At 41.7% G+C, this 22,684-nt stretch carries 20 protein-coding genes and 1 pseudogene; 10 read left to right on the forward strand and 11 right to left on the reverse strand.

All coding sequences use genetic code 11. From position 1 onward, the window contains the following. The first annotated feature begins 763 nt into the window (after positions 1-763). Positions 764-2,014 carry a DUF3874 domain-containing protein gene (locus AB5935_RS13425; protein WP_038608560.1) on the forward strand — a complete coding sequence of 417 codons (1,251 nt, stop codon included), beginning with the start codon at positions 764-766 and terminating at the stop codon, positions 2,012-2,014. Between the two features lie 137 nt (positions 2,015-2,151). Here AB5935_RS13425 and buk read toward each other — a convergent pair whose 3' ends face one another. Next, positions 2,152-3,216 carry a butyrate kinase gene (gene buk, locus AB5935_RS13430; RefSeq protein WP_007834585.1) on the reverse strand — a complete coding sequence of 355 codons (1,065 nt, stop codon included), beginning with the start codon at positions 3,214-3,216 and terminating at the stop codon, positions 2,152-2,154. 12 nt (positions 3,217-3,228) lie between these two features. Next, complete coding sequence (locus AB5935_RS13435) at positions 3,229-4,137, reverse strand: phosphate acyltransferase (protein ID WP_007854935.1); 909 nt, start codon at positions 4,135-4,137, stop codon at positions 3,229-3,231. Between the two features lie 82 nt (positions 4,138-4,219). Between AB5935_RS13435 and AB5935_RS13440 the strand changes: the two genes are divergently transcribed. From AB5935_RS13440 to AB5935_RS13450, 3 genes are all read left to right on the forward strand, one after another. Then, positions 4,220-5,977 (forward strand): gamma-glutamyl-gamma-aminobutyrate hydrolase family protein, encoded by a 1,758-nt coding sequence (locus tag AB5935_RS13440; protein WP_038608563.1) that lies wholly within the window; start codon positions 4,220-4,222, stop codon positions 5,975-5,977. Between the two features lie 75 nt (positions 5,978-6,052). Further along, a complete protein-coding gene (locus AB5935_RS13445) occupies positions 6,053-7,057 on the forward strand; it encodes a M20 family metallopeptidase (protein ID WP_007841936.1) in 1,005 nt (334 codons plus the stop codon). A gap of 11 nt (positions 7,058-7,068) precedes the next feature. After that, entirely contained in the window at positions 7,069-7,497 is a 429-nt protein-coding gene (locus AB5935_RS13450; protein WP_007841935.1) for a SufE family protein, read from the forward strand. A 34-nt stretch (positions 7,498-7,531) separates the two neighbouring features. Here the strand turns inward: AB5935_RS13450 and AB5935_RS13455 are convergent, their stop codons facing one another. Further along, positions 7,532-9,604, reverse strand: a complete 2,073-nt coding sequence (locus tag AB5935_RS13455) for an outer membrane beta-barrel family protein (protein ID WP_038608565.1) — start codon at positions 9,602-9,604, stop codon at positions 7,532-7,534. Positions 9,605-9,655: 51 nt separating this feature from the next. Here AB5935_RS13455 and AB5935_RS13460 point away from each other — a divergent pair, with 51 nt between their 5' ends. Next, positions 9,656-11,194 (forward strand): sensor histidine kinase, encoded by a 1,539-nt coding sequence (locus tag AB5935_RS13460; protein WP_038608568.1) that lies wholly within the window; start codon positions 9,656-9,658, stop codon positions 11,192-11,194. Between the two features lie 4 nt (positions 11,195-11,198). Then, a complete protein-coding gene (locus AB5935_RS13465) occupies positions 11,199-11,882 on the forward strand; it encodes a response regulator transcription factor (protein ID WP_007834572.1) in 684 nt (227 codons plus the stop codon). Here the strand turns inward: AB5935_RS13465 and AB5935_RS13470 are convergent. The 5 genes from AB5935_RS13470 to AB5935_RS13490 are packed head-to-tail and all read right to left on the reverse strand — an operon-like array spanning position 11,879 to position 14,842. Next, positions 11,879-13,063 (reverse strand): class I SAM-dependent methyltransferase, encoded by a 1,185-nt coding sequence (locus AB5935_RS13470; protein WP_038608571.1) that lies wholly within the window; start codon positions 13,061-13,063, stop codon positions 11,879-11,881. The two genes, AB5935_RS13465 and AB5935_RS13470, sit on opposite strands and share 4 nt — an antisense overlap. Before the next feature lie 3 nt (positions 13,064-13,066). Continuing rightward, complete coding sequence (locus AB5935_RS13475; protein ID WP_008655447.1) at positions 13,067-13,732, reverse strand: M15 family metallopeptidase; 666 nt, start codon at positions 13,730-13,732, stop codon at positions 13,067-13,069. A 23-nt stretch (positions 13,733-13,755) separates the two neighbouring features. Then, entirely contained in the window at positions 13,756-14,103 is a 348-nt protein-coding gene (locus tag AB5935_RS13480; RefSeq protein ID WP_038608573.1) for a winged helix DNA-binding protein, read from the reverse strand. A 38-nt stretch (positions 14,104-14,141) separates the two neighbouring features. Beyond that, a complete protein-coding gene (trxA, locus tag AB5935_RS13485; protein ID WP_007847518.1) occupies positions 14,142-14,621 on the reverse strand; it encodes a thioredoxin in 480 nt (159 codons plus the stop codon). A 2-nt stretch (positions 14,622-14,623) separates the two neighbouring features. After that, positions 14,624-14,842, reverse strand: a complete 219-nt coding sequence (locus tag AB5935_RS13490) for a DUF6132 family protein (RefSeq protein ID WP_007834555.1) — start codon at positions 14,840-14,842, stop codon at positions 14,624-14,626. Between the two features lie 357 nt (positions 14,843-15,199). Here AB5935_RS13490 and AB5935_RS13495 point away from each other — a divergent pair, with 357 nt between their 5' ends. After that, positions 15,200-15,847, forward strand: a complete 648-nt coding sequence (locus AB5935_RS13495) for an outer membrane beta-barrel protein (RefSeq protein ID WP_032942935.1) — start codon at positions 15,200-15,202, stop codon at positions 15,845-15,847. 11 nt (positions 15,848-15,858) lie between these two features. Continuing rightward, positions 15,859-16,356: a hypothetical protein gene (locus AB5935_RS13500; RefSeq protein WP_007847524.1), complete on the forward strand. Its 498-nt coding sequence runs from the start codon at positions 15,859-15,861 to the stop codon at positions 16,354-16,356. A gap of 144 nt (positions 16,357-16,500) precedes the next feature. Here the strand turns inward: AB5935_RS13500 and AB5935_RS13505 are convergent, their stop codons facing one another. From AB5935_RS13505 to AB5935_RS13515, 3 genes are all read right to left on the reverse strand, one after another. Next, positions 16,501-17,799, reverse strand: coding sequence for a glycoside hydrolase family 105 protein (locus AB5935_RS13505; RefSeq protein WP_007834547.1), 1,299 nt, complete (start codon positions 17,797-17,799; stop codon positions 16,501-16,503). Positions 17,800-18,421: 622 nt separating this feature from the next. Further along, complete coding sequence (locus AB5935_RS13510; protein ID WP_007834545.1) at positions 18,422-19,537, reverse strand: HigA family addiction module antitoxin; 1,116 nt, start codon at positions 19,535-19,537, stop codon at positions 18,422-18,424. Then, positions 19,527-19,850, reverse strand: coding sequence for a type II toxin-antitoxin system RelE/ParE family toxin (locus tag AB5935_RS13515; protein WP_007834544.1), 324 nt, complete (start codon positions 19,848-19,850; stop codon positions 19,527-19,529). Before AB5935_RS13515 ends, AB5935_RS13510 begins: the two co-directional genes overlap by 11 nt. Positions 19,851-20,252: 402 nt before the next feature. Between AB5935_RS13515 and AB5935_RS13520 the strand changes: the two are divergent. After that, positions 20,253-21,475 (forward strand): annotated as a pseudogene (locus AB5935_RS13520) (tyrosine-type recombinase/integrase). Between the two features lie 759 nt (positions 21,476-22,234). Further along, positions 22,235-22,414 carry a hypothetical protein gene (locus tag AB5935_RS13525; RefSeq protein WP_080549523.1) on the forward strand — a complete coding sequence of 60 codons (180 nt, stop codon included), beginning with the start codon at positions 22,235-22,237 and terminating at the stop codon, positions 22,412-22,414. The last annotated feature ends 270 nt before the right edge of the window (positions 22,415-22,684 follow it).

The raw sequence follows: 22,684 nt of genomic DNA on the forward strand, positions 1-22,684 counted from the left end.
TTTTCAGAGCATAACCGTCCTTCCCTACGGTAACTAATTCAATGCGAGTATCCACTGATAAGACCTTCCCCATTTTTGCAATCAAATTATAAAGGCTATGATTTTCCATTATCGCTCCTTCCCATAATTTACTTATTTCATCATGAGATACCATTCTATTATCAGACCGGAGCCTGATGAAAAATCTCTTGCCCACCGGTCTGTTCAAATAACTCCTGTTTCCATCTCTGTAACCGAGAACATACTCGCCGGCATAGAAAATGTAATACCGGAATTATTTCCGTCAAACCCTTCATCAGCACATTACCTACTGATTACAAGCAAGTTATTATGAATAATCCTTCTACGATTTCTTCATAATAACTTCATATTCTTTCAGCCCCGTTCCATCTCCAAAAACGCATCCCGATGTGATGACTGTCCGGCAAAATACTCACATTTCATCAAATGACAACAACCGGACGAATAAGGTGTATCATCCGGTCGAAGTCGTTGTATCTTCCCTTCAAGTAAATTATTTCACTTAAGTGATGATATTGTATCACCTAAGTGATGAACTTTCATCACTAGAGTGCTCAAACTTCATCACTTAAGTGAAACAACTAAATCAAAAGGAAGATATCGTGTAATCAACCGGACGAAACAGCTTGTTATTCAGGATGTTTACGCTTAGTCACTTTTCTCTAAAGCCCCACGAAAAACACTTGCAAAACGCTATTTTACACAGTATCTTTGTTCCAACGGAAACCTAAAACAACAAATAATGAATAAAAAGTTATTAAACAAAGTAATGAAGAAGCTTGCTTCCTCGAATGTAGTGATAAGTCCGACAGTGAAGAGTTCATCTCCCTCATTATCAATGCAGAAGAAACCTGAAATGGAGCAAATACAGCAAAAACTGGAACAATATTTGCTGAGCCGCTACCACTTCCGCTTCAACGTACTGACGGAACAAACGGAATGTTGCAAAAAAGACGCTGACACACCTATATATAAGGTAATAAGCCAACGCACCCTGAACAGCCTGTGTCTGGAAGCCCGTGCACGTCACATCAACTGCTGGGACAAGGATGTAAGCCGGTTCGTGAACTCGGAGCAGATGCCGGACTATCATCCGTTACTTTCCTATATGAACACCCTTCCCGAATGGGACGGCATGGACCGCGTGACGCCACTGGCACAACGCATATCTACGAAAGATTTCTGGGTGAACAGTTTCCACCGCTGGATGCTGGGTGTCACTGCCCAGTGGAGCGGACACATGGCGCGGTGTGCCAACGCCGTAGCTCCCATGCTGGTGAGCAGCGAACAAGGAAGATGCAAATCCACTTTCTGCGAATTGCTGATGCCCGATTCGTTGAAAGACTACTATACGGACAGCTTCGAACTGACCGGACAGGCAGGATGTGAGCAGAAGCTGGCTTTCTTCGGACTGATTAATCTGGATGAGTACGACCGTCTTTCACCACAGAAACTGCCATTGCTGAAAAATCTGATGCAGATGAAAAAACTGGATTTCCGCAAGTCGCACCGCACGTCCTACAGCCATCTGCCCCGGATAGCCTCGTTCATCGGCACCAGCAACCGGAAAGCGCTGCTCACCGACCCCAGCGGAAGCCGCCGTTATTTCTTTGCCGAGGTAAAAGAAAAGATAGACTGCTCGCCACTGGAGCACAAACAGCTTTTCGCCCAACTGAAAGCAGAACTGGACGAGGGAAAGCGTTACTGGTTCTCGGCGGAGGAGGAATCCGAGCTGAAACTGCGCAACCAGGCCTATTATGCCTTGCCCACCGAAGCGGAAATGATTCTCCATTGTTTCAGACTGCCGGAGAAAGGAGAAGACTTCAAACTTTACTCGGCAGTATGCTTGTTCAATATCCTACTGAAACGATATCCGGCAGCCATGCGCGGCATCACGATAAACAAAATGGGAAGAATCATGAATTCCCTGGGAGCGGAACGGATGCATACCACAACAGGAAATATGTATAAACTGGTAGCACTGGCCGGGTAAAAATATCCCTGAAGCTATTATGAAGGAATTTATAATAATTCCTTCATAATAGTCTTCTGTATATCAAAACATTACCCTTCCATGAGGGATTTGAACAATTTTATCGCTTATTCTAATTCCGATGTACCACCATCTTCTTATTCCGGCCGGTAAACCTGCAAAGGCAGTTCACCTTTCAAGGCTCCCAACGCATTATAAGCCAGTGACCCCATCTCGTCTTCACCGGGCATCAACACAACCGGCGCCAGATAATCAATCTGTTCCTTGAGAATCCCTACACAGTAATCACTATGAGCAATGCCTCCCGTCAGAATAATGGCATCCACCTGCCCACGGAGAGTGACATACATGGCCCCTACCTGTTTGGCCACCGTATAGAGCATCGCATCCAATACCCCTTTATAAGGCTCCTCGCCTTCGGAAGCTTTCCGGGCGATAGTCACCACATCATTCATACCCAGATGAGCCGTCAGCCCCCCTTTGCCATTCAGCATCTTTTTAACCTGTTTCAAAGTGTATTTGCCGCTGAAACACAGCTCTGCAAACTGGTCGGCAGGAATCGTTCCGGCACGCTCGGGCGAAAACGGGCCTTCACCGTTCAAGGCATTGTTGACATCAATCACCCGGCCTTTGCAGTGGGCGCCCACCGATATGCCACCTCCCAGATGCACCACAATCAGATTCAAATCTTCATAATGTTTCCCGATGGAAGCGGCATATTTACGCGATACCGCCTTACTGTTCAAGGCATGGAAGATGGAAATGCGCTCTATCTCCGGTATTCCCGTCAAACGGGCTACCGGTTGCAGCTCGTCTACCACTTCGGGATCGGCAATGTAGGCGGGACAATGACATTCCCGGGCAATTTCATCGGCAATCAACGCTCCCAGGTTACAAGCGTGCTCCATCCGGGCGTTCAGCAAATCATGTTTCATCTGTTCGTTAATGACATACACCCCGCCGGGCGTAGGCTTCAACAAACCGCCACGGGCAATGACGGCATCAAAATCCAACGGAATATCCGCCTCGGCAAGCAGTCGCAGTATAAAATTCTTACGGTACTCATACTGTTCGTTGACGTGGTGAAACTCCGACAAGTCATCCGCAGTATGATGGGCCCCTGCCACCCATACCGGCTTTTCATCGATGAAAAGGGCTATTTTGGTAGAAGTAGAGCCCGGATTAATCACAAATATCTTCATAATTTAAAGGTTTTATCCGGCCACGCAGGCCAATGCCAGACTATAATATTTCGAATTACCGGAATCGGCACGCGAAGGAACCACTACAGGAGAAGTAGTGCCTCGCAACATGCCTGCCATGTTGGCGTCACCAAACAACGACACCGTTTTATAGAATGTATTTCCCGACTCGATATTGGGAAAGATAAGCAGATCCGCATGTCCCACCACAGGAGAACTGATTCCCTTCACCTCACCGCTATGCGCATCACATGCCGTCTTCACATCCATGGGACCATCCAAGTACATGTTTCCGTAAACACCGGCAGCCGCACGCTCCTTCAAGGTCACATAGTCCAGCGTATGGGGAAATTTCTCGTTCACTTTTTCCGTACAATGAATCAAGGCTACCCGAGGAGCTTCTATCCCCATGCGCCGGCACACCTCCAGATCATACAGCAACATCGCCTCAAATTGTTCCAAGGTGGGACGGGGAATGACCGCTGCATCCGAGAAGAATAAAAGTTTCTTGTATGTAGGAATCTGTGCTACCGTGATATGACTCAACACATTCCCTTTCGGCAGGATACCATGTTCCTTATTAAGCACGGCCCGCAATAAATTATCCGTATTGATAATCCCTTTCATCAACACGTCCGCATGTCCCTCACGTATCAGCGAAACAGCTTCCTGCGCCGCTTTGTCGGGACTTGTCGCCTCGTATACTTTCACATGGTCCGGATATTGCATCCGGATATATTCCGAATTCAATAAATGGGGCGTATCCGCTACCAATAAGAAATCGGCAAAGCCTTCGTGCAAACTACGGGTTATAACGTATTCGGTATGAGGGTCATTAGGGCAAACAACCACAACCCGTTTCCGTTCTTTCAACGAGCGTAAACGGCTTATCAAGCTGGCGAAGTCCTGTATCGGTTCCATGGTCATTAGATTTTTAGCAAATATGAAAAATAAATCTGAATTTATCCCTATCTTTGCTCAGTTTCTATGAATAATTTAACTTATGAAAACGTTTCAAACATTTGACATTTCAGCCGAGTACGATGCCATACACCGCACATTTCCATGCCACAAGGACGCTCCTGTTATCGGACTTACCGGAAACTTCCAGGAGGGAGCCTGTACTTTACTGGAAGGATATTTCACTTCCATTCTGAAAGCAGGAGGGATTCCTTTCATCATCCCTCCAGTTGACGACACTGACAGTTTGATAAACTCATTGAATGCATTGGATGGCTTACTGCTGACCGGAGGTGCGGATATCAACCCTTTGTTCCTTGGAGAAGAGCCGGTAAAGGAATTACACAGCATCAATCCTCGGAGGGATCGTCAGGAGTTATTGCTTGCCAAACTGGCCGCAGACCGGCAAATACCGATTTTAGGGATATGCCGCGGCATACAGGTGATGAACGCCGCTTTTGGAGGCAGCCTGTATCAGGATATTCATGTACAAATGGAAGGGAAACGGATCAAACACGATCAGGATTTGGGACGGGGGTATGCCTCGCATACGGTTCGGATAGAGAAAGATTCCTTACTTTACAAATTGTTTGAAACAGAAGTTTTGCCGGTCAATTCGTTTCACCACCAGGCGGTAAAAGAGGTTGCGCCGGGTTTCAGGGTAACCGCCCGTTCATCCGACGGAGTCATTGAAGCGATGGAGTCTACCGAATGCAAGTCAATGATGGGAGTGCAATGGCATCCGGAATGTTTCATATTGGAAAACAACACATGCATGATGCCACTATTCGAGTGGTTTATAAGGGAATCTTCTTCTTTCAGAGAAGCCAAAAGACTTCACAGACGCATGATAACGCTGGATTCACATTGCGACACTCCCATGTTCTTCGATCAAGGAATAAATTTTGCCACCCGTGACAAGAAAATCCTGGTAGACCTGCATAAGATGACGGAAGGACATCTGGACGCAACCATCATGGTGGCTTACCTGAAGCAATTGGAACGTACCGATGAAGCCTTATCGGCCGCTACTGCCAAAGCAGACCGCATCCTGAACGAAATAGAGGAGATGGTTGCCAAAAACTGCACAGCCGTAGATATAGCATATACTCCCGCTGATCTGTCCCGTTTGAAAAAAGCAGGGAAAAAGGCTGTCATGCTGGGCATTGAAAACGGATATGCCATTGGCAAGGATATCACGAATGTAGAACGTTTCCGACATCGTGGCGTGGTGTACATGACACTTTGCCACAACGGAAATAATGATATCTGCGGCTCCGCCCGTTATAATGAGGAAGGACTGGGCATAAGCACATTCGGCGAACAGGTGATAAAAGAAATGAACCGTGTGGGAATGATGGTAGATATTTCTCATGCCGGAGAGAAAAGTTTCTACGATGCACTGGAAATCAGCAGAAAACCGATCGTGGCCTCTCACTCTTCGGCCCGTGCCCTTTGCGACCATCCGCGCAATCTGACGGATGACCAATTGAAAGCATTGGCAGCCAAAGGGGGTGTGGCACAGGTATGTATGTATGGCGGATTCCTTCGTAAGAACGGAGAAGCTACCATCAAGGATGCCATCGAGCATCTGAACCACATGGTAAATGTCATGGGCATAGAGCATGTAGGGATAGGAACCGATTTTGACGGTGACGGCGGTATCACAGGCTGTGCTTCGGCATCAGAATTGATAAACTTTACACGCCGGCTGCTGTTGGAAAGATATAGTGAAGAAAGTATCCGCCTGATCTGGGGAGGAAACTTCCTGCGCGTTATGGAAGAAGTACAAAGAAAATAACGTAACTTTGCGGCGCAGATTCTCTATCTTGATAAGGACAATGCACAATATGTACTTAAATAACAAGGAATAAGTATGAAGATAAAAAACGTTTTAGTAATCCCGGTCTTGCTGCTTGTATTGACGGCTGTAGCCTGTGGAAACAGTAAAAGCAGAAACGACCGGACAGAAACCGTAGACAAAGAAGTGATCAAGGCTCCCGAATTCAATGCGGACAGCGCCTACCAGTACATTCAGGTACAAGCTGATTTCGGTCCCCGTGTCCCTAACACGCAGGCGCACAAAGAATGTGGGGAATACCTAGCAGGACAATTGGAAAAATTCGGAGCCAAGGTATACAATCAATATGCTGATTTGATAGCTTATGATGGTACTATACTGAAATCACGCAACATTATCGGCGCTTACAAGCCCGAAAGTAAAAAACGCATCCTGCTTTGCGCCCATTGGGACAGCCGCCCGTATGCCGACAATGATCCCGACCCGAAAAATCACCACACTCCTATTTTAGGAGTAAATGATGGCGCCAGTGGTGTAGGTGTGTTATTGGAAATCGCCCGTCAGATACAGAAAGAACAACCTGCTCTGGGCATAGATATCGTGTTTTTTGATTCGGAGGATTATGGAATTCCTGAATTTTATGACGGTAGATACAAACAAGACACTTGGTGCCTTGGTTCACAATACTGGGCACGTACCCCACATGTTCAGAACTATAATGCACGCTATGGAATCTTGCTGGATATGGTAGGCGGAAAAGATGCCACGTTCTATTATGAAGGTTACTCGGCCCGCACCGCCCGTTCCGAGATGAAGAAGATCTGGAAAAAGGCACATGAGCTGGGATACGGCAAATATTTTGTAAAGGAAGACGGGGGCGAAACAGTAGACGACCATATCTATGTCAACAAACTGGCCCGCATCCCGTGTGTGGATATCATTAATTATGATGCCGGTAATCCGCAAAGTTCTTTCGGCTCTTTCTGGCATACGGTAAATGATACGATGGAGAACATTGACCGTAACACGCTGAAAGCGGTAGGACAGACGGTGATGGATGTGATTTATAATGAGAAATAAATGATAAACTAATGAAAACAATAAACGAACTTCAGGACGAAGTAATAGAAGAGTTCAGTGATTTTGATGACTGGATGGACAAGTATCAACTGCTTATAGACTTAGGTAACGAGCAGGAACCACTCGCCCCCGAATATAAAACAGAACAAAACCTGATAGATGGTTGCCAAAGCCGCGTATGGCTGCAAGCCGATATGGAAGACGGCAAAGTGGTGTTCCAGGCGGAAAGTGACGCCTTGATTGTAAAAGGTATCATTGCCCTGCTCATTAAAGTAGTCAGCGGACATACTCCTGATGAAATATTAAGCAGTGATTTATACTTTATAGAAAAGATAGGTTTGAAAGAACATTTGTCGCCCACCCGTAGCAATGGCTTGTTGGCGATGGTAAAACAGATGCGTATGTATGCGCTGGCTTTCAAGGCAAAAATGGCAAATTAGTGATTAGTGGTTAGTGATTACTAACCACTAAAAATCATCGCCCCAGCCGCTTGGTATCGACATCGGTACGTTTCTTCTCTTTGTATCCGCCGAATTTATAGAGGAATGAAAATGTAAAGCTACGATTGTCCCAATTCATTTCTGTCCGGTTCCGTTGCTGCCCCCACGCCAGCCGGGTGGTCATGTTCGATGTATTAAGAATATCATTTCCTTTCAATATCACCTTCGTCTTTCCATCCGGAGAAGTCCACTGAAGTGAAGTCGAAATATTACAAATAGGACTTAAGTTATACACCCCTTGTATGGCACGTGATTGGTAAAAGCCAGCCAACGTACCTATGATATTCGGTTTTTTCGATAAAATGAATGTGTTTGTGGTATTCAGGATGACGCTGAATTTATACCGGTCGAATGCAATATCATGGAAATGGCTGTTCTTGTCATGAGAGAACAGACCGAAAGCAAAAATGCGCCCGTTCCACCATGTACTCACTTTATAAGAAGCCATAGTCTGTATGGTCCATCTTTTCTGAAAATCATAATTCACAAACTGATTCATCTCCGCCAGACGGTCGGGCAATTGATAAGGAAGCTGCACAAAGTAATCGGGGGTGTAATTGTAATTCACCCCTATCATATATTTATTCTTATACAGATAATTCAAGTCGAGCGAATAATTGGAACTTGGCTTCAGGTCGGGATTTCCATGGGCCTCGGTATAGCTGTCCACATACTGTATAATAGGTTGCAACTGCCAGTAAGCGGGATATTTGCGATTACTGGTGAAGGACATTTGCAAGGTATGACCATCTGCCGGAGTATAAGTTGTGTTTACAGTGGGATACAGCATCCAGCTATGGCGTCCCTCAGCATGATAAAGCTCTGCGGCCAAGGAAACTTCGGCAGAAAACTTCTTCCCAAAACTATGTGAAGCACCGGTGTACATATTCAGAGTATATTCTTTTCGAAGCAGTTTCTCGGAATTATCGGGAGTCAAGGCTCCAGTTTCACCATCCCGATAGAACTGGTAGCTGTTATCGTGTGTGGTAGTATACTTTACACCATAATTGATCTCGGTTCCACCTTGCAAGGAATGAAGCTGGTTGGCATAGAACAACCAGCGGTTGATACGTTGGTTGCTGTCATAATTCAATGTCTGACGGACACTTTGCATATCTTTCTGTAAGAAGGTCTGTGACGGACTGGAGAAAAAAAGGAAATCCATTCCTGCCGAAAGGCCGAAAGAAGATTGATAATCGGCCGTCACATTATGTAACTGGCGGCTGCCGTCATCCGTTTTATCACTGTGGGCTGTTCCACGCATTTTTGTACAGTCCTGTCCATAGCGGTATTGTGTATTGTAAACCACACTCAACAAGTTCTTCTTCCCGAAATCATAATCCGCCCCCAAACGGAGGTTATGCCGGCCGCCATACCCTTTAGCCTCTGTTTTCAAATCCAACTCGTGTACTTCCCCCGCCATAGTGTGCCATGACTGTTTGTCCAATCCGAAAGTGGTATGTTTGAACCCGTATGAATACATCACATCCGCCGAAAAGCGCTGGGAAGTGTAAAGCAAATTTCCACGGCCTGCAATGTCCTCCCTGCGAGACTGTTCATACATAGCCGCTACTTCGCCGGACAAAGCAGGTTTCTGCCCGATATTCGATTTTAGAATCACATTCACCATGGCTCCACGAATCCGGTAACGGGCCGGAGCAGCATACATGATTTCCGCTTTCTCCAAACGACTGACAGGGGTATTTTCGAGTACTGTCCGTAGATCTTCCTTATCCAATGTACTGACCTTTCCGTTTATTACCACCGTTATACCGCGACCGCCCAATGTCAGATTACCGTCTTGTTCCACGATGCCGGGCAGTTCCTTTACCGCCTCGTAGGCGTTATTCACCGGAAGCCGTTCTACCATTCGGGGCAAATCGTAAATCAGTTTTCCCCGTTCTGCTTTTACTACAGGACGTTCACCTTTCACCAACACTTCCGGCAGTTGCTGAAAAAGACTATCCATATAGGTATAATTCACATCGTCCTGCGCCTGTACCGTGAATGTAAACAAGCATAAACAAAAGATAATCACTGTCCTCATCGTCGTTTTATTTTTAAGGTCTATGCAAAGTAAAGGCTAAAAGTGTTCCGTATGTGTTACCACCAGCTTACGAAGTCTTATTTAGTGTTATCAAAAGAAAGAAAATACTTATTTTGTGCCTATTTTTGCCAAACCATGAAGATACCGTTTAAAGCCATAGCCGCATTGATTATCCTTTCGCTGATAGGCGTCTTTGCCTATCAGGCATATTGGTTGACAGGACTATATACCTCGATGAAGAAGGATATGGACAATTGCCTGATAGAAACCTTACAGGTGAGCGACTACAATGAAATGATGGAACGATGCGACTCCGTAAAGCGGAGCAACGCAACCGTAAACGGTTACATTGAATCCAGTATCAATCTGGACAGCAGTGCATTGGTTACCAAGACTGTAGAAACCGAAGCCTTCAAACAGCAAAGAAAATTCGGATTGGAAATAAAAGAACCGGTATCTACCACCATCGACAAGAACGGTACACTGGAACTGCTCACCAAATACTTCCAACGGGGGATTCACAGCCAGCTGGATCTTTTCACGGAAATAAATCTGCATACTTTCGACAGCCTTTTCACAAGGACACTTGCCATGCGCGGCATCATCTATCTGCCTCACCGCATAGAAATTGTGAACTTGCACCGGGACAGTACTCTGGTACAGGGATTCAGCTCACCTCAAAAGTACAAGCCAAGCAAGGAAGCAGTGAGCTATTATTACAATTATGACTTGTACAACAAAATGGCATACCGGTTATGGGTAGAACCGACAAACACCATCGTCCTGCAGCAAATGAAAGGAATACTTTATACTTCTTTCCTTATCATTATTATATTAGGTCTGTCATTCTGGTTTCTTATCCGCATCATCTTAAGGCAGAAAAGCGTAGAAGAAATGAAAGAGGACTTCACGCATAACATTACTCACGAGCTGAAAACTCCGATAGCTGTAGCTTACGCCGCCAACGATGCGCTGCTGAACTTCAACGGAGCAGAGAATCTGACAAAACGACAGAACTATCTTCAGATTATCCAAGCCCAGCTGAAACAGCTCAGCGGACTGGTGGAACAGATCCTTTCCATGAGTATGGAACAACGGAAGAATTTCCGTCTGAACTATGAGCTTGTCGAACTGAGGCCTATGTTGGAAAATCTGATCAGCCAACATAGGCTGAAAGCTGATAAGCCGGCTGAGTTCAAACTTATTATGAAAGAAGACATAATCCTATGCGCAGACCGCTTGCACTTGTACAACGTGATCAGCAACCTGATAGACAATGCTATAAAATATTCCGATGAAAAGGCGTATATTTGCATTTCTGCAACACGCTGTAACGGTTCTTGTAACAGTAGTTGTAACGCTCATGTAACGCTAAAGATTCAAGACAAAGGAATAGGTATCCCTACCGACAAGCAGAAACACCTGTTTAATAAGTTTTATCGGGTTCCTACCGGCAATCTGCATAATGTAAAAGGATATGGACTAGGACTTTATTATGTAAAAACAATGATAGAACAACACAAAGGAACTGTTTCCGTGGAAAGCATCACAGGAAAAGGCAGTACCTTTACACTTCAAATTCCTGAATAAGCAAATGGAGAAGATACGCGTTTTATTAGTAGAGGATGAACAGACACTTGCCATGATTATCAAGGATACGCTGGAAGAACAAGAGTTCATCATCACTACCGCCGGAAATGGCGAAGAAGGCTTAAGGAAGTTCTTTGAACAGAAACCGGATGTGTTGGTGGCTGATGTCATGATGCCCCGTATGGATGGTTTTGAAATGGTACGACGTATCCGCCAGTCCGATAAAGTGACTCCGATCCTCTTTCTCACTGCCCGGTCCGCCATCAATGATGTGGTGGAGGGGTTTGAACTGGGAGCAAATGACTATCTGAAAAAACCGTTTGGAATGCAAGAACTGATTGTACGCCTCAAAGCCTTGATGCACAAAGCTTTTGTAGAAAAGGAAATTACAAATACCTATACCATTGGAGGATATCAGTTCAACTCCGTTACCCAACAGCTTGACTTTGCAGGAAACACACAAGAACTATCCCACCGGGAATCGGAAATATTAAAACGCCTGTGTGAGAACCGGAATGAAGTGGTGAGCAGCCAAAGCATCTTGTTGGAGCTTTGGGGAGATGACAGCTTCTTCAACTCACGCAGCTTGCATGTATTTATTACGAAGTTACGCCATAAACTATCCAAAGACAATAAAATACGGATTGTGAATGTCAGGGGAATAGGCTATAAGTTGATTATAAACTAGCACTTCCTCGCCCTAATCAAAACTTTCCGCTCGTCGGACAAGGTCGTGGCAAAGATATAATCATCTCCTCCCTCCTTCAGTTTCAAGCGTTTGCGAAGTTCCGCTACCGATAATGGAAAGTTACGAATCGTAATATTCGCCTTGTCCATATCCTTCAGAAACGCTTTCAATTCCTTTTTTCCAAAGCCCGATACGGACTCAACCCGGAAACGGCGTCCCGGAAAATCCGGAACCAAAGAAGCAGAGGTATATAAATGGCTGCTGAGGTGAAGTTTCATCACAGGATAGGTTTGTGTAAGGGAACGAAAAGCACCGGCTTTCAGTATAGCAACATTCGGTTCATATAAATAAGTTCCGACTTGATCAGTCAAGGGACAGGCCGATGCCTTTTCCTGCTTCAAGGTAAAGGTGTAATGCTGGCTCTCACCGTTGCCTGCAATATGCTCACAATGGATGCTTATTTCCGATGAAACGGGCTCTTTTTGCAATATCAACAATAACTCCTTACACTCGTTATTCACAGCGACAATGTGCACCGAACGAACTGTTTTCAACTCGTTCAATGCTAATGACATATCCAGCATAGGCGATAATTTCACCATCACCTTCTTTGCCTTGTCAACCAGCAAAGACTCCAAAGCACTTACATCCGGCTCGCAATCAGAGATGGCAACCGTCTTGCCACCGTGTCCGTCTCTTCTGGCAGGGTCTAGAAACAGGCAATCTACCGGAAGCATTTCCTGCAAATAAGCCACCCCATCCCGGTTATGTATCCGGATATGTCCCAACCCCAATAAAGGGAAATTATGCAAAGCCAGCTCACAGAGCTCCGTCTGCCTCTCCACATAATCAGCTTGCTTGAAATTCCGGGAGATAAAACTGCAATCAATACCGAAACCTCCGGTTAAATCGGCAAAAGTATCGCCTTCCAACAAAGAGGCCTTATACAAAGCAGTTGCTTCGGAAGAACATTGCTCCATAGACAAATGAGGAGGATACCACAATGCGGAAACCAGATGCCATGAAGGCAACTTGCGGGCCGCTACCTGCCGTCCGGCAATTTGTGTGACAGCTGCCGCCATGTCTACATCGGGATATTTCTTACTTTGCAAAGCCAGTGTACGCGTATCGTCCTCCCTATGCTCTTCGATGAAATGGAGTGTTTTTGCTGATATTTCCATCCTTTATCTAATTACTTTATAGTTCCGTTTTGCCTCTTCACGACTGCGGAAGTTAAAATGCCACCATTCACTGCGCAAAGGTTTATAACCCACATCCGTCATGACCCGACGCAACAACAAGCGGTTTCTCCGTTCCTGTGCTGTAATGACTCCCTGCTGTACCATTGCCGCCTCAGTATCTATATGGGCTTCCTTGCCCAAATGATCCACCTTGGTTCCCATAGACAAAGGATTTCCTTTTTCATCTGCAATACTTACGTCTACCGCCAAACCATAGTTATGCAATCCTCCTCCCCGAGCCGGATTGGATACATATATATTTTGGGAAGTACCTTTTACCACATTCCACATTTTCTGCTGCACGGACATGGGACGGGCGGCATCATAAATAATCAAAGAATAACCTGGATACAACTCTTTCAACCGCTTTTGCGCTTGCAATAAGGCTTTGGCGGCCTCGGGATGAAGATAAGCCTCCTGCAAATCCTCATAAAGGACTTTCCCGGTAAAATTGTCGGCACGGGTATACATCAAATCTATTTTCAATGTCGGGTCCATCCGGCCTACATTCACCAGTCCCAAGGAGTCAAGATAATGCTCCATCCTGCTTTGCGAGAAAGCGGGACAGAGCATTATCAGCAATGATATAAAAATAAAAACGGGCTTCATCTACAGCGATATCTTGTTTACTATTACAAAACAGACCTCAGTAACTCAGGAATCTCAATATTACAGCATTCCATCTCCTTCAGAATTTTCTTTCCTTCTGCCGTAAGCGAGAAATACATCTGTCGTTTGTCACTATCTCCCAGATTACGCTCTACATAGCCTTTATCTTCCACAGATCTGATGACTTTAGAAGTATTTGAATTAGTAAGGCCTAACAGTTCTGCAATCTCTCCCGAAGACAGGCGTTTCTTCCTGGAGAGACAGCATAACAACATTCCTTCGTTCAGACAAAGGTGATGCACCTTTTCAAACCGGGTTTCAAATTCTGCAATAGCGCGATAGAGGTCTCTTATTTTACATAAAGTTTCCATATTGATGCTTCTTCTTGAATGCTATTGCACAAAATTACTTATTTTTTCAATAAAAACTCATCAATAGCCTTTTTAAAAGATGCTTTGGGCATAGCTCCCTGTGCCATCTCCGGCTTTCCTTCCATGGGGATGAACAGAATGGACGGAATACTCCGTATACCGAATGCGCCTGCCAGTTCCTGTTCTTTCTCTGTATCCACTTTATAAATCACAATCTGTCCATCGTATTCTTTTGCCAATTCATCCAGAATAGGAGCTACCATTTTGCAAGGACCACACCAATCAGCATAGAAATCCACAATAGCCGGTTTGTCACCTTCATATTTCCACTCTTTCGGGTTTTTCTCGAAATTATATACTTTCGCCAAAAAATCAGCTTTAGTCAAATGTATGACTTTTCCATTTCCTTCTGTTGCCATAGTTTCTTCTTTTACAGGGTTATTATTACTGTTTCCTCTGCCGCAAGCTGTAGTGGTAACCAGCATAAGGGCTAGAAAAAATAAAATTGTTTTATTCATACTTATTCCTCCTTCTTTATTTCTTTACGTTCCGGTATAAATGAACTGAGCAATAATCCTCCCATTGCCGCCCCCCAAATGGAACTGTTGACAGGAGAAGAAGTGATAGGGCAAGTTCCCGTGGAACAACCCACATAACGCCAATATAAGTATCCTCCTACCATTCCTGCCACAATGCCAAGCAATGTCCATCCATACCTTCTTATAAACTCTTTTTTCATAATCTTCTCTTTTTATGATTAAAACCAGACTCTGTTACATCATCTTCTTTAATTATTTCCCTAGGAAACTTTTTCCAAATGTATATCATATTTTCCTTTATAACAAATTTCCATAGGAAAATGTTCAAATAATAACTTTCGTTCACGATTCGGTACCTATATTTACATAATATTCAGTAGCAAAAGAAGTCAAATCATTACATAACAGTTATTTTCCACCCTAAGACAGATTCGGATAAGCGTTAATCTATCACATTTTTCATGCTCGGTTTAAAATAAATAGGCTAATAAGATCATTATATTCAATGATTTACTATTTTTGTATTTATAATGCTTAACTAGACAAACACAACTATTATGAAATGTAAATTATGTTTTTTACTAACAGCCATGCTGCTGTATTCATCAGTGCTATACGCACAATTCGGCACTAGCGAACGTTCTATCCTGTCCCTCCAAACAGGGCCTACCTTTTACACCGGAAAACTGATAGGAGTAGCTGGACACTCTTCAAGTTTACGCAATGGCATAGGCTGGTCAGGAAGTTATACTTATCTGATAGGAAACAAGCCTGCCATACGGGTGGGATTCGGAGTACTTTATCAAGGCAGCCGGTATACTAACGACATGCCAAACAGCAGTGATAAAATTCAAACACATTATTTTGCTCCACAGTTCTCCCTGCATTGGCTGAAACAGCAATTCAGCTTGTATTTTACTACCGGAACCGGATATCAGTTATATCAAGATAACAGTACGGTATATGATAAGCCACGGAAAGTATCCATGAATAAATGGGCGGCGAACTTTGGCATAGGTGGAGAATACCGTGCTTTCACCCATTGGGGAGTCAGTGCAAGGATAAACTATATCCTGGCATATTCCGGCGAGTATTCTGTTCGTTATCATGATAAGGAATGGATGGTGCAGCCACACTATCCAATGAAGGGGGCGGACGACATTTCACAATTAGGATTCTCAGTAGGTATCAATTATCATTTTTAAAAATTCAAGCCATGATTAAATATCTTATTACAATAGTATTAACAATCGCATTATGCTGTTCCTGTGATAGAGAAGACTTTTCAGCAGATCCTACCATCATGCCCCCTGCCACTCAAACAGGAGCCAATACCTTTGGTTGCCTGATAGATGGCTGGGTATATACGGGACAGCGCTATGACTCAGATGATAAGGCTTCTTATTATCCTGCCCGCAACGAAGACGAGAAAGCGATAGTCAGCATAGATATCCGAGTGGACAACAATGCTTCCATTTCTTTCAACATCATTGACCCCAAAGAGAAAGACATCACTATTTACAGTATCTCAGAAGGAGCGAGTGACGATCAGACTATCTATACTGATGTTATATTCAAGAATGAGAATAATCAAGAAGAAAAACTGGAAGATGGAATAATCAATATCACCCGTTTCGATTTAAATAACAGAATAATCAGTGGCACTTTCGAGGGAGAAAGAATAAAAGAGGGTCGATTGGATTTAAAGTTCTGATATAGCCAAAAGACTGAAAAAAATATTTTTCATTATCATCAGGTTTACTGTAGGGGCGGAATGTTTCCGTCTGGCACCACAAAGAAGTGTATCCAGGCGAATCCAGTCCACCCCTACGGCAATTGTATTTTCTTGGTTCTATCTTTATTTTATCTTATCATACTGATCATTCGCACTAATTTCCGTATATTTAGGTGCATCAATCATTTCTACCAAAGCACGTAACACAGGCCCTTCACCCATCGGATCATTTTCCTGAGTAGGACGATTATAATAAAATACGGTGGAAGGCATGATACCTGTACCGACACAAATGGCCGTCACATCACCATTCTCTGAAATCTTTGACAACATACCTTTTAATCCCTGCCATGCTACATAAATGAAATCCGGATGCAGCCATCCTTCCTTCACACCTTTAGCTATACCAAATACAAACATGGAAGTACCGGTGATTTCTTCATAAGAATCTGCTTTATCCAATAGCTGATGCCACAAACCGTTTTTCCCTTGATACCGGGCTACCCCACTGGCCTGCATCTGGAAATTCTTTATCACATCATCACGCATGGGGTGATCTTCCGGCATTCTGGCCAGCAAATCGGCTGTCGCCATAAAAATCCATCCATTGGCCCGCGACCAATGCGCCACTCCATGCTCTTTATTATCCGTATGATAGCAATGATAATAAATCTGTTTCTCAGGACACCATAAATACCTTGTATAATTCAATATCTGATTGGCCGCATCATCAAAATACTTCTTTTCACCGGTAACCTCTCCCATTCTAGAAATAAAAGATACCGCCATAAACGCATCATCTGCCCAAACAGTATTTTCATGAGGCCACAAGCGAGCTATGGTTCCATCGGCCAAGCGGGGTTCCGAAACCATAAGATGATGATTTGTTGTTTCAACATATTGTTGGAAAGCCTCATCCGGATGACGCTGGTTCAAAGTTATCAGACTAGCCCCCATAGGACCGTTGTCATCCAAGCGCTTGTTTCTATAAATCATATGCCAAGTAAGACGGGGAACCGCCCTCCATCCTCCTTCACGGAAAGTTTTATCATACAGACGATGAAAATAAGACTGATTAGTCTTGTCAAAAATAAACTTCATATTTTTCAGCACATAATCCTCATATTTCCGGTTCTGTATTTTATCACCCAACTCCATCAAAGCCATATTCGTTACTCCGTTTGTATAATGCCAATTCAAATATTTACTATTGACACGTATATCCGGATTTAAAGCAACATTGTCCAAAGAAGTGTATACTTTACCTGTTTTTACATCTTTGAACTCATAAACCGTAGAAGCAATAATACGATCGGCTATCTTTATAGCCATCTCTTTGGCCACAGTGTTGTCCTGTGCCATTAAGGGGAATAATCCTATCGCAAACAATAAAATGCCTGCACAAGCATAACTTTTAACCATAAAACCTAAATTTAATCTTTTATTTTTATACTAACAATCTCTGTATTCCGTCAAAATAAAAAGTCCGGCCAGCTTTAATATTCTTCAAAGATAAAGTCATCTTTCTATTTCGTACAAATTTCCATCCTGTTTTTTTAAGGTAAAACCCACATTTGCAGTTTTAGAGTATATAATGTGCTCATGATTTTATACTAAGAGAAAGAAATTCTGTTCATGATTCCTATAACAAGAGCAACAAATGTAAAGCTACCTCGTTATCAATACATTAATTATCTCTGTGTAAATTCTGAAGCCAACAACTACCTTGATTAAATTCCAATGTTATCTAAAGCAACGGATTTATACCTGGAGAGTTTACAAATAAAAAAGGCTGTATTCCCTTAGGAATCAGCCTTTTTTATTTGTGGACCAGCCTGGGCTTGAACCAGGGACCTCCAGATTATGAGTCGCAAATAATTGATTTTCAGTAATTTGCTCTTCATTTCTTTTCAGGTTCATACTCCTTGATTTTCAAGCCTAAAGGTAGTATTTCTTTTTCAAATAATCTTTCTTGTTTTCTTCTATTTTCTGAAGATGCGTGCAAATTGCGTGCAATTAGATTTGCACGGTACATATAATTGGACTATTTTATTTCTCTTGATATTGAACTTTTAATAGAGTACAAATTAATATCGTGTTGATAAAATCCTAAAACAATAGCTTCATTGATATTATGTTGATGAGCAAATTGTTTTATTTTCATTTGCATTGCATGTGGAGAAATCATAGAATGTTGTTTTAAGAATGCACTCCATAAGTCTTTGCTAATTAAAGAATACTTGGCGAATTTATTTGCTTCTTCTTCACATTTATTTATTTCAGCTCCTTCGATGGAAATATATTTTTGTTCTCTATTGTTGAAAAGATGCATATAAACATGATATATTTCATGCAATAAAGCAAAGGCATAATTGTCAATTCTGTTTAATCGTAATGTTAATACAATAGTTGGGTTTTCTCCTTGCCAAAAAGAAAATCCATCAATGGGAGTTTTGTCAAATTTGGGCACTATGATAAATTTAATTCCATATCGTGATAGAATTTTTTTTGTTGTATCTATAGTATCCTTATTTATAACAAATAAATGATTTAATTCATCAATAAGATTATTTAAATTGTCGTTACTAAACTTCGTATCACACTGAATTTTCGAACTTTCATAAAAAACATAGTATTTCCATGAAAAAATATTTATAGGCTCACTTTTCAAACGCTCAGATTTCTTAAAATAAGAAACTTCTTTCTCTTGAGAGTATAATGTTATTAGTTCTTCAACAGAGGTAACACCAAAAATTGAATATATAGTTTTTATATTCTCTGATATTTTAGTTCCTATAATATTTAATTTCTCAAAACATTTAATAGAACAATATTGAGAAATGATTTTCCAAATCTCAATATTTCTTTTCCGTTCTATTATTTTTGTATTGATATTTGCTTTGTCTATATCATATTGATTTTGTAATGATAACCAATAAGAAGCGTCTATACTTAAAATTTCCTGTAACAAAACAGCAACTTCAGGAGTTATAGCACGACGCCCCTTTATTATATCATTGAGTACGGAAGTAGGCATACCCATAAATGAAGCTAATTCTTTTTGCTTCATCTCTCTTGCATCTAATTCATCCTTAATGATTTCTCCCGGATGAATTGCTATGCAAGGTACACAATCGTTTAATTTAAATTTAGTCGCCATAATGGTTGGATATTTCTATTAATTCTATATCTGTAATTATCAATGAACTGTCTATGGTAGAACTTTTAAATATTAGCCTCCAACGTCCAGTACATCTAACCGATTCAAAGTCCTTTAAATCTCCTTTTAACCGTTCATAATGCAAACTTCCAATTCTGAATAAATCTTCTATTCGTTTGGCTGCCCTTAAATGATTATATGCTTTTATATAACCTTTAATAACATCCTTAGGAAGTCTTTTGTATCTTTTGTCATTGGTGCAACCCACTTCCAACAACTCTATTAATGCTTCATCTTCTGTATAGATATTCATGCAATTTCATTATCTTTCTGCAAAGATAAGAATTTTATTTTTTGTGATAACAAATTTCATGGTATAAATTATCAAATTTGATAATTATACAGTATTGTATTATACATTAAATAAACGATAGAAAAGACATATTGTTTATTTATAAACGCTTTTTCAAATCATTAATGTACGAATTATTGAGAGGATATTGATTTTCTATTTCTTGAAAATAAGAATTTAGTTTCTTTGATAAAAAGTGTAGTATTATATCATATAATTTGCATCTTTGCTTAAACCTCTTGAAGAAAATATCTAAACTATTCAAAAGGCTTCAAAACGTTTCAAACCCGTCTATATTTCCCTCAAAAAATAGATATATAGATTATTGCAAGCAATTCCACTTGCATGTAATTACTAAAAATCATGTTCAATTATTCTAAAGATGGTGTCGTAGTTTCTACGGTACTGGGTGCACGTACAATCAACAAGGAGGGTAAATATCCTGTTAAAATCAAGGGTTATTATCAGAAGAGGCCAAAATATGATTCCATTGGCATTTGTATGACAAAAGAAGAATGGAACAAGCTGCCGGGCAGTAAATCGTTTGAATACAGAAAAATCAAACAAGCCATTGAAAGCTGTTTTTCTTTAGTCCGGATGAATGTTGAAGCACTGGCAGAAAAGGGAATATTCTCTTTCAATACGCTTAATTTACGTTTGGGAAAGGCAACCGGAGACACTCTAAATAGTGTCATAAGAGCAAAAATTGAGGAATTGAAAAGCGAAGATAGAATCGGAACAATGCAATTCTTCAAATGTACTTTAGTTATGGTTGAAGAAGTTGGAGGAAAAGATATTCCGTTCAGTGCCATTACTGTTGAATGGTTGCAGAAATGTGAGAAACTTTGGTCAAAGACAAGAAGCGTTTCTACAATCGGTATGCACATGAGGAATATTCGTACTTTGATGAATGAAGCAAAGAGAGCCGGAGTTATCAAAGAGTCGCAATACCCATTTGGAAAAGGCTTGTTTGAGATAAAGACCGGTATTAGAAGAAAGAAAGGCTTGACAAAGAAACAGTTGAAAGCTATTTTCGATTATAAGAGCGGAAATGAAACGACTAATAGGTATAAAGACCTTTGGATATTCATTTACTTGTGTAACGGTATCAATCCGACAGACATGCTGAAACTAAAGTTCTCGGATATTGTGGACGGTGAGATATGCTTTGTAAGGCAGAAAACAGAGCGCACAACAAAAAACAGAAAAGAGATACGAGCAACTATTTCAGTACAAATGCAGGCTGTCATTGATAAATGGGGAAATAAGCCTCTACCTGACAATTATATATTTCCATATATGAAAGGGAATGAAACGGCAATTGAAGCTAAAGCCATAACTCGTGATGTAGTAAAACGAATAAACAAGCGTATGAAGTTGATAGGTGAAGAATTGGGAATCGGCAACATTACCACATACACCGCAAGACACTCATACGCAACCGTATTGAAACGAAGCGGAGTCAATATCTCGTATATAAGCGAGTCTTTGGGGCATACCGACTAAGAACTACAGAAGCATATCTGGCGAGCTTTGAGAAAGAAGAGCGAACTAAGAACACCAACCTTTTGACCTCGTTTTTATAGCCTATATAGCTTATATGAGCTGTCTTCTCTCTTTGCCCGGTAATACCTACTCATTAGGATAACCGAGCTTTCTTTGTGCTAAATTACTGGTGCGAGGGCTTAATAATATAGTTAAAATACCCTATTCCCTTATATTCTGACAATATCGTGGATATATGTATTAACCGAAAATTCAATTACTCGGAAAATTATTAATGTCAAAATAAATAAAGTTATGACACGTAAGAAAAGAACCCAAGAAGAACAACCTTTGACTACTGAGGTTGTAGGAGCTAAAAAGAAATCTCCAAAGAAAAAGAAAGCAGTAGAAGAAAAGCCTGTTGTTGTTCAAGAACAGGAAGCGAGCGTAAACGAGCCTACTACCCAAGAAGACGTTGCGGAGAATACTCCAGAAAAAAGAGAGTATACCATTGACGAGCTTATCGATATGTTAGGGCCGGATATTGAGTGCGAGGATGAAACAGAGGTTGAAGATACTTCTTCACCAGAGAAAGAAGATAACGGGGAAGATATATTTGCCACTTTGGATGATTGGACCGAAGATGACGATGAAGAAGAATTTTCAGATGAAATCATTGATATGTTTGATAAAACACTTGAAGAGAAAGGACTCGGTGACGCTTACTTTGAGCGGTTGGAAAGGAATATCAAAGAACATGAGGAAGCTCAAAGGGAACGCGAACTTTATATTGATGAAGTCAAGTGGATATTACTTATTATTACAACGATTGGATTGCTATTGGCAATATCATTAAGAATATGTTTGATGAGGAAGGTAGGGCTTTATTCCATAAGGTTAGTAGTTTTTATCCCAATTATGACTATGATGAAACTGATAGTGAATATTCCGCTATGATAGTGGGGCAGTATCGATATAACAGTGACCGCTTATTTGAAATAGCCGCAAAATACGGGCTCATTCCTCCTATCAAAAAGTGATTTTGAGAATAAAAGGGATAACTATCGGTGTGTAGCTTATCCCTTTTATTTGTATTATACTATCGGTGAAAAACCTCAACCGGTAAGGCAATAGTTATGAAAGAAAGAAACGAGATGAAATGCGATGTAATTTACCGGTGTGTTTCGTTTATCATTGATTATCAGTACTTCTCGGAAGCTGTGTGCAAATTGTGGCTCACCCGATAAACCTGGGGGATTAAGCATACAGCTTTGTAAGTCTGAAAAGAAAGAATTTTATATCCGTTACTC

It is taken from the genome of Phocaeicola sp. RTP21198st1_B8_RTP21198_201120, assembly GCF_040929485.1.
Lineage (GTDB): Bacteria > Bacteroidota > Bacteroidia > Bacteroidales > Bacteroidaceae > Phocaeicola > Phocaeicola dorei.